Origin of the sequence: Bradyrhizobium oropedii (assembly GCF_020889685.1) — a bacterium.
Classification (GTDB): domain Bacteria; phylum Pseudomonadota; class Alphaproteobacteria; order Rhizobiales; family Xanthobacteraceae; genus Bradyrhizobium; species Bradyrhizobium oropedii.
The window spans coordinates 1-12983 of record NZ_JACMYO010000216.1 but is presented as its reverse complement, the minus strand read 5'-3'; the positions used below and the strand labels follow the sequence as shown (position 1 = coordinate 12983).

The following is a 12983-nucleotide window of genomic DNA, read 5'->3' as shown; positions in this document are numbered from 1 at the left end:
AGGATGATACGGAGTCTCACCCTGATCGCCGCCGCGCACGCATGTCCGGCGCGATTGCCGCAGCTCCAGTGGCTCGCGCACCTGGCCTGATAGGCGAGATAGACCTCGACGAGGGGGAGCGAGGTCACCTTTTCGCGTGCGATCCCGTCCAGCGCGACCAAGCGGAACATAAAGCGGCCCTGCTAAAGGAGCTTGTCGAGATGCTCATTGTAGGCTCCGCCCAGAACATCAGCGTTCACGCGCGCGGTATGCATGCCATTCCAGTTCAACGTGATGCGATCCTCGCAGCTCTCGTTCGCTGCGACCGCCGCCTGGAAATACCGCTCGCGCAATGTCGGCCTCCCTGCCGCTTGCGGCAGGTCCTCGGCCACCGCCTGCCGGAATGCGTCATAGTTCACGGTGTCCCGCAGCCTGTGGAGGAAGCGTGAATATTCCTCGGCTCCCGGCTCGTCGGCGAAGCTCCGCCAGATGGCCGCCGCGTCCGGCTCGTCGAGCCAATCCGCGACTGCCTCGGCCAGGGGCCGCGCCCGATCTTGTGCTGTTTCGTCGGGATCCGAGAAGAACACGTTCGGGCCAGCATAACCCTCAGCCTTCGTGGCCGCCGTCAGGTTGGTCCGCCCCCGTGCAGGCAGCGGCTTATCATCCAGATCAACGAGGCAGCCGGAGCCGAGCTGCGTTAGCAGGGTCTCGGGCAGGCTGGTCAACCGATTGTTGTCGACGTGCAGTTGACGGAGTCCTGCCGGGAGATTGGTGGGCAGGTTGGCGAGCCAATTGTTTCTGACGTGGAGGCTTTGGAGACCGCTCGGAAGGATATCGGGCACCCTCGTCAGCTGATTGCCTTCGATATTCAGGTGTTGGAGCCCCGCCGGGAGGGCGGCGGACAAGGTGGTCACGGCGGCTCATGGGGCGCTGCTTCCTGCCAAGTTTTCGTTCGTCTTACCGCCTCTTGCCGATTCTCATGGTCGCCCTGCCCCGCTTCGGCCGCCCAGGCCTCAAGGATCTGATCTTGCGACGATTCGGCTGGAGCCGGAGTCTCGAGGTTCGTCGGCGGCTGACGCGCGCGGCTCTGTCAAGGCCTTGCCCTTCTGCTCCGCGCGCTCGAGCCTTGCTGGTCCCCTTGTTCGGGAGTTTCGCAAGTCATGCCAGCGCCTCGCTGGGCTTGTTCAATGCTTCTCAAGCAAGCGAATGCGCAACGACCCGTCTCCAAGCCGATCGCCATCACCACGAATGGTGATCACCGACGATTGATGACGATCAAGGCCCGCGGCCGAGCAGTTGCAGCGAGACGTTGTACGTCCGCACGACATCTGCGGCCGTCGCCGTGGTTGATATTGTGAACGGGCTTCATCACATTTCACGTCCTGAATCTGACCAAGTCAAGCGGTAACTTCTAGATCGAGACACTCTCGTGAGCGACAAGTCTCGTGTAACGGCGTCGGGTTTCGCTCCGAGGCGGCGCGCTCGTACCAAATGGGTCGGCGATGGCCGGCATGTCTGTTGTCGGATGATGAGCTTCCGCCGCCTCCAATGCTCGATCGCGGCAATGCCGATGGTACCGTCATCCAAAAGCGCACGAGCAACGTGATTGTCTCGAACGTGACACTTTCATTGCGTTCAAGCCGCTTAATCAGGTGCACGATGCGGTCGAGCCGCTTGGCTATTGCAGTCCTCCCGCCGATCGGACTCGACCGGAGAAGGAAGCGCCAGTCGCAGCTTAAGCAATCAGCGACCTGGGCGCGCCGCGATGCTGTGGGAGCGCGCCGCTCAGTCAATCGGTTGTTTGCGTAGCAGGGTCTCGAGGTGGCGACGACCTTCGTCGATCGCGCCGGACCAATGCCCGAACCGTTCCTGCACGACAACTTCGAATGACGGATACCACAGTGGCTTTCCGCCAGCCTGAGCCCAATACCAGGGATAACCGCGTGGCACGAAAACCACGCCGCAGACGCCGAGCGCTCCGGCGATATGGACGGCGAAGCTGTCGGGCCCGACCACCGCGTCGAGATTGGCGATCGCTGCGATCATTTCCGCAGGGCTCTCGATGTGCACGCCAGCATCGATCGGACGACTCCATCGCTTCATGTCATGCCGTTGCGCGCCGCTCATCAAACTGACAGGCGTGACGGAGTTTGGAAACGCAGCTGCGACTTGCTCCATCGATAGGCCGAGCGCGCCACCCTCCCACACGATGCCCACCAGAGGCCTTGCGAACGCGGCCAATGCATCCCGCCATTTGGCGAACAGTTCGGCCTCGGGGCGCAGGTAGGGAATGCCATCGGCAATGTTGCGGGCGTCGGTCGGCAGAACGCGCAATAATGATTGCAGCGGCATAGCCGAGATCGCGGGCCTCGGTTCGTCCAAAATCACCCGCTCGGCGAGGTTGGCAAGAAGAGCCTGATAACTTGGATGCGCGACCACATGCACATCTTGCAGGCTCGGCAGCCGACGCAAGAGACGAGCGAGTGCGATGAACTCAAGGGCGCCCATCGTCGGCGGCACGACTATCCGCCTCACAGGTGCCGAGGCGGACGGCTCGGGCGTCGGGAAGCGACCGAGCGTCAGTTCAAGCGTCGTCTGCAGAGACTTCGCTGCGTCATTCTCAGGTCGCGTGTGCACGACGTGACCGACAAGTGTGAGGGATTCGTCGAGCCGGCCAACGAGCTGTAGGACACGCGCCAGAGCAAGCGCGGCGGTAGGATCCGATTTGCGAGCGCGCACGAATTCTGTCAGTTGCGCAATGCCGCGGTCCACCTCACCCTTGGCAATCGTAACACGGGCCAAGATTTCGCGCGCACCAACATGAGCGGGCGCATAGGCGAGCAGTTTCTTGCAGGTGGCCTCCGCTTGCGACCAGAGTCCAGTTGCGGCGTGGCAATAAGCCAGATGCAAGAGCCCAGCTGTATCGAGCGGGGCGCGCAAATGCGCGCGCGCGGCAAGGCTGAGCGCCTCGTCGAGGCGCCCGCGTTCAAGCTTGAGCACCGATAAATTGCCCAGCGCGTCGGGATCGTCCGGAGCAATCTCAAGCGCACGAAGCAGGGCGGCCTCAGCCGCCGGGCTGTGGCCCAACGCGAACTCGATGGCGCCAAGTTGAACGAGCGCACGCGCATTCCTGGGCTCGTGGTGGACGACGGTCTCTGTCATCGCACGGGCTTCCGCAACCTCGCCTCGGTTCAGCAAGGCCTGAGCGAGCGCCAGCTTGATTTCCTCGCTCCGCGGGGCGAGAGCCGCCGCGCGTTCGAGGCAAATCACCGCCGCCTCAGCGCGGCCGAGCAATCCGTGAGCGATGCCGAGATTGGTGGTGAGGCCGGCGTGTTCGGGGTAGATGGTCGCAGCTTCAGACAGCATGTCGAAGGCAAACTCGATCCGCCGGCGCGCAAGCGCCAGTGTGGCCCTCGCATTGAGCGTATCGGGATCACTTGTGGTGGCGACCTCCTCGAGCAGCGCCTCCGCCTCCTCGAGACGGCCGGCCGAGATAAACTCCTGGGCCGTTCTAACCCTCTCCTGCCGGGTCGGAGCCGGCATGCCAGTGGACAGCATCTGTGCTATGCAACTGTGACGCGCTTGCCATCGAGGCGGAGATCCTCGCTCACCGCGATGACCTTGCTGTGCGCCATCTCGGAGGCAATGCCGGTGACTCTAATGGCCTGGGTTTCGGTCTGCAATGTGTCGATACGCTCGATCACCGCGACACGCTCGACCGCCTTTACCGTAAGCTGCTCGGCGCTCGCTTCCTGGATTCGCGCCGAACATCGGACACGGTCCGCGATCACCGTGTAGAGCTTGCCGATCCAGGAGCCTTTGTCCGCGAGCACGGCAAACAGCTTAGTCTGCAGGTCGGTACTGTCGGCGCGCATGGACAGGCGCCGACGCGCGGCGAGAGTAATAGTCTCGCCCTCAATCGACATGTTGCGATCTCCGGGCAGCGCGACCATGCCACCACTGGAATCCGCTCGCTCGAGCACGGTCACGACAAAGCCACGCTCCGCCTCAGTGAAGAGCAGCACCATGTCCTGTGGGATGGGCCGGACCAGGCAGCCAACAGCCACCGTCGCCGTGTGACGGGCGCCAGCGGTCTCGACCTCGACCGCAGAGCCATCGTCGCTGACCGACACGACACGGGCCCTGTGATGCCCAGGCTTAAGAAAGCGCTCAGCCATCGCCAAGATGTCGGTGCTTGTAGCACGGATCGGCATCGTCATCCTTGTTCTCCAGCTCGTTACATGAAATTTATCAACTTCTTTTGTATGACTTCCTCATTGCCGGAACTGGACGTGATCTCAGCTTTTCGGGTCACAAGCTTGTACTCTTCCGTGTTCGACTGTCCCTTTCTCAATTCTTCTTCGGAGTTGGATACGCTGGTCTTGCAGAATTTGATGTCGCGACCGACCGACTTGAAGTCTTCGACGGGAGCGAGCTTGAAATCGCTTGTCCTGAGAATCTTGGTATCGCTGTCAGCCGACTTGAAATCGGGTCCAAAAACACACTTGGTCGACTTTCCAATCACTTGCTTGACGTCGTGTCCTTCGACAATGTCAAGTTTGTTGCCGATCGTCATAGAGTTCATATCACTGAGATTCACTGAACATTCTGGCGAGATCTTGAAGGTGAACGCTTCTCCAAAGAACATGCTTACGTTCTTGGCCATCGTCAGCGTGGTAGCTGCGCCCATCATGCAGGTGAATTTGGTGCCTTGAAACAATTCCTTGGTGTCGCCCATCGTCTGCTTTTCCGAGTTTCCAACGGTCGTCTCCAGTTTGTGGCCGTTGTTGATGAGCTTGACCCGGTTCGAGGCCGTCAGGATGATGTCGGCAGGTGTCCCATTAGCGCCAGCACTGATTGACACGCCATTCTCGGCCGAGATCTCATAAGTTCCTTTCGAGACCTGATGTTGGGAGTTGCCGTTCGTGACCTCCGTGGTTTGACCGCGACCGATCTTGAGCAGCGCAGCGCCTTCGATATTGGCCTGGACGTCCTTGTTGGTGAAGGCAAGTAAGCCGGCATTGTCGCTTTCATGTTTTCTGATCGCGGCCGGACTTTCGCCAATAGTCGTCGTGAGACCAGTGACAAGTTTTTCTTCTTCGTCCGAATAAGAGCCGAGGCGCAGATAAGTTGACTTCGCCAGGGGAGAAGCCAGGGTGTCTGGGACGACCAGTCGCGTATAGGCATTTGGCATAGCGGATACTCTAATCGGATGGCTGTCGGCACATTAGCGCTGCGCCGTCAAACGTGTTTGAGAGGGGGATATCGAAAGTCCGAACGCGTTCGGGTTGGCACCATTCTGCTTAGTCGGCATCCCCATTTTCGCTGCCGGTGACCCGCCGATTGACAGATTGTCCGATCCCGCTTTGGCGCGGCCCGGACCCATGACAAGGCCAGAGATCACGCCGAGGCCCACACCTGCGTTGTCACCCATCGATGTCGCGCGCTCGGTCGTCATGTTGTGTGCCGGCATACACATGATCAGGCACCTAGACTGGGTGGGGATGGCCGTCGTGTTCACAGTGACGTTCGGATAAGGGGTCGGCACGAGGGCGGGACCCGATGGCGTCTTGCAGACATCCGGAAAGGCATGATCCTCCGCCAGCATCGGGCCATTTGAATTAACAAAAGTCATCTGTTTAGCACCCTCCGTTGAAAGGGATAACGCGGTTTGCATCGTAGAGTTCGGCAATGGCGCGTTCCGGCACGGTTTGCAGAGTACTGCGATGCCGGGGCACGAACAGACTACCTTCGGTCGACGCGCAGTGAAAGTCAGTGCGCAGAAATCGCGAGCCGGAAAAATCGCTGCCTTCAACCTTGGCGTGGTGCATCAGCGCATAGGACATGTCGGCGCCGGCAAACACGGCGCACCTGGCCGATGCACGTGTGAAAACGGCCGTCGTCAATTGTGTGCCGGAAAGATCGCAACCGTCCAGACAGGCTTCGATGAAGATGGATTGCGTCAAATTGGCATTGCGCAGCTTTGCGGTTCGCAGGTCAGCCCTGACGAACAGTGTGTTCGGGGCGATCGCGCCGGAGAGGTCGGCACCTACCAGGCTCGCGCCCGTCAACACCGAACCGGACAGGTCTGTTCCGGACAGGTTTGCTCCTCTCAGCTTGGCACCGCTCAGGTTCGCTCGCGCGAGCATCAGCCCGGAGAGTTCCCGCTCCGACAGATCGCATTCGGAGAAATGAATTGTGTCGCAGCGCAGTCCCGTGAGCTGTGCACTACGCAAATCGGCCTGCGTTACGGCGGCGTTCGTCAGCGTGGCGTTGTCGAGCACGACCTCGGCGAGGTCGCAATCCATGAGAGCGCTTTGAGAGAGAGTTGCCTTGCTCAGGATCGTGCGGGCCAACACGCAACGCATCGCTGTCGTCTGGCTGAGCCGCGTCTCACCGAAGTCGCTATGGCTGAAATCTGATGTCATGAACGTCGACTGGGTCAAGCGCGCCCGCCGCCAGTCGGATCCGCCAGCGTGGCAATCGACTAATATGCATTTGTCAAGGCAAGCATCAGCGAAGGAAGCGCCGCTGAAATCGCAGTCCTGAAACGTCATGCCGGTCAGGCGGGCGCGCGTGAATTGGCTGCCGCGAAAAGAGGAACTCAGCACAACGCCATCGTTCAGGCGTAGTCCAGATAGCGTCTCGTCATCGAGGTTAACGTCGCGCACGGGGAACTGATGATCGATCGACTGCAATAAGAGATCAATTGACATGGCGTGTGACCATCAGGACGGTGCGGTCGATATTTGCGTTGCTCAAATCGGCCGCGACCAAGGAAGCATCCATCAGGTCTGCGCCATAGAGATTTGCATCGCGCAGACTGGCGCCGGCCAGGTTGGCCTGGTTGAGATGCGCTTCGAGCAGGTTGGCCGCATAGAAGTCGCTGCCGCGCAGATCGTTGCCGGTGAAGACCGCGCGTTTCAGCGAGGTCATTCGGAAGGTGGCCCGCGCCAGCGTCGACTTGCCGAAATAGGCTCCGTTCAGTCGAGCCATGGTGAAGTCGGCGCCACTGAGGTCGGCCGTCTGAAAGGAGAGCGCCTCGGCGCTGCTGCGGCCGAACCGGGCGTCGCGCAGATCGACATCGCCGATGAAGCTGACTTGGTCAAATCGCGCGCTCGAGAGATCGAGTAGGGCCGCTGTCACCTTGACAAAGCAGGTTTGCTCAAGTCGCGCGCCAGCAAAGCTCGCACAAGACAACGAGAGATCCATGAATTGTCCGCGCTCGAGCACGGCCTCCCCCCAATCCGTGTTATCGAGGACGGCTTTGATGAAGGAGCATTCACGTATTTGCGCAGAGCGGAGCGTCGCCCCGATCATCGGTACCCGCAAAACTTGGAGCTCGGCAAGATGCGCTTGGTCGAAGCATGCGCCCACCATGCGTGCGCCGAGAAGATTGGTGCGCACAAGCTGGCTGCCCGCGAAACGTGTTCCACGGCAGTCGGCTTCACCGAGATTGGCTTCGGTGAGATCGGTCGCGCTTAAATCAGCGTTGATGAGCGTTGCACCGGTCAGCGCGGCTTTCCTCAGTTTCGCACCGGCCAGGTTGGTCCCGTTCAGCTTCGCGCCTTCAAGGAAGGCGCTGGAGAAGTCCGCGTTCGCGAACCTTCGTCCGGAGAGGTCGGCGCCGGCGAGATCCCGACCAGCAACCTGGCCCCCGCGTCGGAACTCCTCTTCCACCAGTTCGCCCAGCGCGCGTGCGACAGCCGGCGCCAGCATCGCGTCAGGCTTGAGCGGCTTGGGTGAGGCGAGCCTTGCCGCGGCCGTGCCGGCTGCCAATTGACCTTCCGCTCTGTCGATCTCGGTCCGTAGAACGGTCACCGCTTTCGTAGTTTCTGTCTTCGCTGCGGCGATCCCTGCTCCGGGCTCGTCACTGTTTGCCCCTTGATGGGGGGCACTCAAGGCCTCAAACGGCGCGCGATCATCGGACAGTGACGCAGGAAGGACCCTTCTGAGCGCCGCTTCAGCATCGGTGAGTGCCGTACGCGCTCGTTGGGCGGCTTCAGGCGGTGGATCGGAGGCGTCGATCTGGGCCAGTATCTCGTCAATGGTCAGGCGCTGCGGCGCCTCCGGCGTGACGCTCCGCGATTTTTCCGGCAGGTCTGGTTCAGGGATATCGGGAAGCAAAAAGGCGTCATCCGATATCGCGTTGCGTATCGGCTCGAGCGGCCGTCCCGCCGCCAAGTCAAAAAAACGAGCATGCGCAAGTTCGAATTGTTTTTGCTCGTCGAGCGGTTGCGTTGCTGTACCAAGGATACCGCCGCGCCAGTCTTTCGCCCGAGCGAACTTGTCTTCGATATCCTTTATGAGGCCTGGATCAGTATCCGGCAGCTCAGGGAATGGCGAGGCCTGCTGAAAGCTCGCGTCCATCGACTGCGCGGCGTCCGTGGAAGAGATTGCGGCAAGCAAGGCGTCGATATCGCTCGATGCGGCGTTTCCGCTAGCAAGCTTTTCATAGGCTCCAAGTATCGGTCGATATTGAGCGTCAAGCCTGTCGACATCGGATTCTGCCTTTGCCTGGACCGTCTCCAGCGCGTCGAGCATCGCGGATAATTCGATCTCGCCGCTCTCGAGTTCCTCCGGCAACAATTCGGGAATGCTCGATGGTTCGATCGACGGTATCTCGATCGTCGGACGCAGCGAAGGCGGGAGCTCAATGCGTGCGAACTCCTGATCGAGCGCCCAGCGAATGGAGGCTAGCTGTTGCGCTGCGCGCTGTTCGGCCAGATACCGACGCCGAGCTGTGCGACGTTCGCGTTCGGCAGCCGACATCTCAGGGGCAAGTTGATGTTCCGAAAACGCATAGCGTGGGGCGCTCGCTGGGTCGAGCCGCAGCCGCCGGACATTCAGATAATGATCGAACGGCCGCGCCGGCTCACCGTGTTGCTCGTAAGCGACCATAATGTCGCTAACGTCGCTGCCATCCAATTCCTGCACGGCAATCGCGGTGCGATAGATCATGACGCCGCGGCGGGCTCCCGCGAACAGCCACAGGGTATCGATGTACGTCTGCAGTTCCGTGACACCACGCATCGCATCGCGCCAGCCGATGAAGCAGCGCACGCGAAACGCTGGCAGGCGGCCTTCGATCAACGGATGCTGCGCAGAGAAGTTCTGCAGCGCGTAGGGTTCTCCGCCGCAGATGAAGCCGCTCAAGCGCTGGTCTGGTGGACCGAACAGGAAAAGCCGCGGATCGGCATCGCCCGCCAGAGCGGGGGCAACTGATTGCAGCCACGTGGCATCATAGGTTCCCGCATACTGTAAGCGCTCATTGCTATCAAGCGCCATTGGTCCGAAGGTTGCGGGCGGTGCGGTCGCGTCGATGAACTGAATAGCATGTTCGGGGCTTTCGACGTTGGGCAGGGCCACCAGTTCGCCGGCCATGCTGCGGCGGAGAGCCTCATGGCCGGCGCCGGCCCGGTTCGCCGCGTAGCCGGGCCCACCGAACGCGCGTTGGCCAGTGAGCGGCATTTGCTGGAATGGTTGCACTTCTGTTGGTCTCCATCCGGAGGTGGTCATCTGCCAATAGCGGTCGCCCGTCACCAGAAGGTGCTTCTTGATCGGTCCGAGTGTCCAGCCCAACATCATGCGCTCGGTCGGCCGTCCCTCAGGCGCCGCGGCATGTCCGGCGATGAGCAACTCGGCTTGCGGCTTGGGCATGCCGATGTCGAGAGGGGTGCTGGGCGGAAGCTCCTTCGCGGCCATCACCCAAAGCTCCTGCTCGCCCAGCAGACGACCGGCGCCCGGGTTGGCGAGGTCGAACATCGCGAAGACCGAAATGATGAGACTCGCCCCTGGAGGACGACGCTCGCATTTGGTCAACAGACCCAGTGTGCGGGGCTTTACAAGAACGGGCATGAAACCTGCCGAGACGATTTTCGTCTTTTTACCAATATTTCTCGAGCGTGACGGACTTTCGGTCTCAACATCCAAACGCGTCTTTGTGTCACATACCAAGTGAGGTAGGCAGCCATCCAGCTCCGCGTTGCATAAATAGTCGTTCCGTACCGCGGCGACGGTTTGATGGTCGAGGTAGCCGCGATTTGCTGCTGCGGAATCATCGACCGCAAGGCCGCTCGAGCGGCCAGATAGAAGACCAGGGTGCGGCTTGCCGAAAAGTACAGGCCGTTCGGTCTGCAGAAAACCGGTGCTTCGTTGGCTTGCGAAGGCCGCCTTCGCGCGAACAAGCCGTTAGCGAACTCAGCGCCGAAATCACCACCTCCGCCTTGTGGTAGCGAGGACCTACGTCGTACGCCCGTTATTCGAAACTGCGCGCTGTATTCGTTAGTAGCCGACGAAGCCCGCATGAAATCGCCGAAGCGGGTCGAATGTCAGGCCGTAAACCGTCAGCGATCAGGCGAGGCAAATTGATCGAACCGGCAAACGCAGATCAGACGGGAAAGGATGACTTGTGAATCTCGTCGTCGTCTCGAACCGAGTTGCCGGCAGCAACGCCAATGAACCAAAGACAGGCGGGCTTGAGGCGGCGCTGGTTGCCATGGTGCAACAATCCGGCGCAATTTGGGTGGGGCCGAGGCGCCCGCTGGAGGCCGAATCGACCGTCATGCCGCTCGGCAGAGGCAAGCTCGTGAGGGTGGATCTGCCTGCCGAGGTTTATCGCCGCTACTATGAGGGCTTTTCCAATTCGGAACTATGGCCAGCGTTACATTCGCTGACAGAGCGGATCTCCTCCTCAGCAGACGACTATAAAAGCTATTGCAAAATCAATGCCCGCATGGCGGATGCGCTGCTCGCGTATGGAAAGTGGGACGCGTTCTGGGTGCATGATTATCATTTCCTCAGGCTCGGCGCCGAGTTGCGTGATCTGGGCGTCGACCGACCGATCGGTTTCTTCCTGCACACGCCATGGCCGGCGCCCGACGTGCAGCTGGTACCGCATCATCGCGAACTGACCAAATCGATGCTTGCGTATGATTTGCTAGGCTTTCAGACCGACGAGGACCGGCAGAATTTCCTAGCCTGCGTCCGTGCCGATCTCGACCTCACACCTCGCGAAGACGGTGTTGTGAATTCGGACGATGGTCACGTCACAAGATGCCAAGTATTTCCGATCGGCATAGATACAGACAAATTTGCACAATATGCAGCAGACGCGAGTTCGAATGCCGACGTCTCATCGCTATTGGAAGGTCTCGATCGTGAGAAGCTTGCCGTCGGCGTCGACCGGCTCGACTACACCAAAGGTCTCGACAATCGCGTTCGGGCTATCGATCACCGTTTGAACAAGGAACCGCGCAGCATCTCGCTTTTGCAGATCGCGACCACCTCACGATCCGGCATCAAGAGCTACGATGACTATCAGCACGATGTCGCGGCTCTTGTCGAGGACGTCAACGCGCGTCATGGCGCGGACGGCTGGATGCCGATCCGCCACGAAACGAAGCCTCAGAGTCAGCCAGTGCTCGCGGGTCTGTACCGCGCCGCACGTGTCTGCTTGGTAACATCGTTGCGTGACGGGATGAATCTCGTAGCGAAAGAATATGTTGCCGCGCAAGACCCCAGCAATCCCGGCGTACTGGTCTTGTCGAAATTTGTCGGCGCGGCCAAGGAACTCGACGGGGCGCTGCTCATCGATCCCAACGACATCGAAGACATAGCAGACAAGCTTTCGATCGCATTTTCAATGTCGCTGCCCGACCGCATCTGTCGCTGGAAGAAGATGAAGGCGAGGCTCCGAGCTTATCCCATCCAGAAATGGTCGGAGGACTTTATCTCCGAGTTGGAGAAAATTCGGATCGAGAAACTCGCAAGACAGAGCCCGCGGGATGTGGGAGAGTCCAGCAGTTCGAAACGAGAGGTTGAGGGGAAATTGGCCGGAGGCGCAAGCCATTTTGACCTGCCGCGGCACTTGTCATGCCCAGCATTCGGTGTGCCGGCTAGGATATTAGATGAGGATTTCACTCACATCGTAGACTTGGGCTGGAACCACGGTCCTCAAGCGGCTCCAGACATCCTGCTCGGCGCGCTGAATAGCGTAGATGCCTTCCCCAGGTCGTACCAGCCCACAACAGATATTTACATCCACGGTCATCCCTACATGGCACAGTTGGCTGCAGGGATGGGGGAGGTTACCCCCAACAATCCGCTGGGCGTCAAAGTTATTCTCATACCTCGACTTAAGGGCGGCTGAACGCGCGTCGTGGCTTGTAATTGGCACCTCTTGCTTGAACGTCGACATCAAAGGTCTTCGGTCATCTATCGGCCGTCGCCTGCTAGAGGTCCAAGTTCGGGACGGTTGCCGGATCGAGGCCGTCGTCGTCGTTGAATACATTTGACTAAACGTCTCTACCAAAAATCGCTCTCGCAGTTTACCGCGATTGATGCGAATAGAGCGGTTCGGCGCCGGCACAAAAGTCGGCACAGCGTTTGCCGTTCGTTCGCCCTATAATCATCCACCTGTTGGACCGCCGCTTCGCTGACACTTTTGCCGGCACATCCGCCAGCCCGTCCAAGAGTCCTTCATACCAATCTTCCTCGTTATCCACGGCAGCCGCTTTCCCTTTTTGCCGTTGAATGTCTCAGGCATGTGACTGCGTCGTACGTATCCGAGCAAGCTTACGATTACCCATATTTTTCGGGAGTGCACTGAGCTGAAAAACTTGAGTCGCCGGAATCGCTTGCGATTCTTTGATGGGCACCTGATTCGAGAAGAGGTGCCCTATGGGACTGACTTCACGCGCCCGGGATGAGAAGGCGCATCGGTTGGCGTCTGATGCGGTGACCTGGTTTGACCGTGAAGCCGCGCTGTGCGAATTCCAGGACGCTCGACTTGGCGAGAGAGTTCGCATGCTGCTGAAGCAGATTGGTGGAGACATCGGCCAGAGCATTCCGATGGTTTTGCCAAGACTGGGCGAATACCAAGGCGGCCTATCGTTTCTTCTCCAATGAACGAGTAAGCGAGGCCGACGTCCTGTCTGGTCATTTTAAATCGACGCGGGAACGTATCGCGGCTGCGAAAGGGTCTGTTCTTGTCCTGCATGATG

The 12983-nt window shown here is 59.9% G+C and carries 8 protein-coding genes and 2 pseudogenes; 3 read left to right on the top strand and 7 right to left on the bottom strand.

Annotated features, from left to right (window positions below; all coding sequences use genetic code 11):
- The 7 genes and pseudogenes from H8A95_RS37015 to H8A95_RS36985 all read right to left on the bottom strand — a co-directional run.
- Positions 1-821: pseudogene (locus tag H8A95_RS37015) on the bottom strand (NEL-type E3 ubiquitin ligase domain-containing protein); the annotation flags it as partial.
- Between the two features lie 943 nt (positions 822-1764).
- The gene (locus H8A95_RS37010) at positions 1765-3537 is read right to left on the bottom strand and encodes a tetratricopeptide repeat protein (protein WP_229169086.1); all 1773 of its coding nucleotides are present in this window, start codon (positions 3535-3537) and stop codon (positions 1765-1767) included.
- 5 nt (positions 3538-3542) lie between these two features.
- Positions 3543-4199 carry a DUF3540 domain-containing protein gene (locus tag H8A95_RS37005; RefSeq protein WP_229169087.1) on the bottom strand — a complete coding sequence of 219 codons (657 nt, stop codon included), beginning with the start codon at positions 4197-4199 and terminating at the stop codon, positions 3543-3545.
- 17 nt (positions 4200-4216) lie between these two features.
- On the bottom strand, positions 4217-5173 hold the full coding sequence (locus H8A95_RS37000; protein ID WP_229169088.1) for a hypothetical protein: 957 nt from the start codon (positions 5171-5173) through the stop codon (positions 4217-4219).
- Positions 5174-5206: 33 nt separating this feature from the next.
- Positions 5207-5614 carry a DUF4150 domain-containing protein gene (locus H8A95_RS36995; RefSeq protein ID WP_229169089.1) on the bottom strand — a complete coding sequence of 136 codons (408 nt, stop codon included), beginning with the start codon at positions 5612-5614 and terminating at the stop codon, positions 5207-5209.
- Positions 5615-5618: 4 nt separating this feature from the next.
- Positions 5619-6695: a pentapeptide repeat-containing protein gene (locus H8A95_RS36990; RefSeq protein WP_229169090.1), complete on the bottom strand. Its 1077-nt coding sequence runs from the start codon at positions 6693-6695 to the stop codon at positions 5619-5621.
- Complete coding sequence (locus H8A95_RS36985) at positions 6685-9837, bottom strand: DUF2169 family type VI secretion system accessory protein (RefSeq protein WP_274617704.1); 3153 nt, start codon at positions 9835-9837, stop codon at positions 6685-6687. Before H8A95_RS36985 ends, H8A95_RS36990 begins: the two co-directional genes overlap by 11 nt.
- A gap of 553 nt (positions 9838-10390) precedes the next feature.
- Here H8A95_RS36985 and H8A95_RS36980 point away from each other — a divergent pair.
- The 3 genes and pseudogenes from H8A95_RS36980 to H8A95_RS44270 all read left to right on the top strand — a co-directional run.
- Positions 10391-11764: pseudogene (locus H8A95_RS36980) on the top strand (alpha,alpha-trehalose-phosphate synthase (UDP-forming)); the annotation flags it as partial.
- A gap of 896 nt (positions 11765-12660) precedes the next feature.
- Positions 12661-12888: a transposase gene (locus H8A95_RS36975; protein ID WP_229169093.1), complete on the top strand. Its 228-nt coding sequence runs from the start codon at positions 12661-12663 to the stop codon at positions 12886-12888.
- Positions 12806-12983 (top strand): transposase DNA-binding-containing protein (locus H8A95_RS44270; RefSeq protein ID WP_338028039.1); only part of this gene is annotated, 178 nt, incomplete at its 3' end. The genes H8A95_RS36975 and H8A95_RS44270, both read left to right, overlap by 83 nt.

Excerpts from the sequence above, each read along its gene's own strand:
- H8A95_RS36985 (WP_274617704.1), bottom strand. The coding sequence starts at position 9,837 with ATGCCCGTTCTTGTAAAGCCCCGCACACTGGGTCTGTTGACCAAATGC.
- H8A95_RS36990 (WP_229169090.1), bottom strand. The coding sequence starts at position 6,695 with ATGTCAATTGATCTCTTATTGCAGTCGATCGATCATCAGTTCCCCGTG.
- H8A95_RS36975 (WP_229169093.1), top strand. The coding sequence starts at position 12,661 with ATGGGACTGACTTCACGCGCCCGGGATGAGAAGGCGCATCGGTTGGCG.
- H8A95_RS37010 (WP_229169086.1), bottom strand. The coding sequence starts at position 3,537 with ATGCTGTCCACTGGCATGCCGGCTCCGACCCGGCAGGAGAGGGTTAGA.
- H8A95_RS37000 (WP_229169088.1), bottom strand. The coding sequence starts at position 5,173 with ATGCCAAATGCCTATACGCGACTGGTCGTCCCAGACACCCTGGCTTCT.
- H8A95_RS36995 (WP_229169089.1), bottom strand. The coding sequence starts at position 5,614 with ATGACTTTTGTTAATTCAAATGGCCCGATGCTGGCGGAGGATCATGCC.
- H8A95_RS37005 (WP_229169087.1), bottom strand. The coding sequence starts at position 4,199 with ATGACGATGCCGATCCGTGCTACAAGCACCGACATCTTGGCGATGGCT.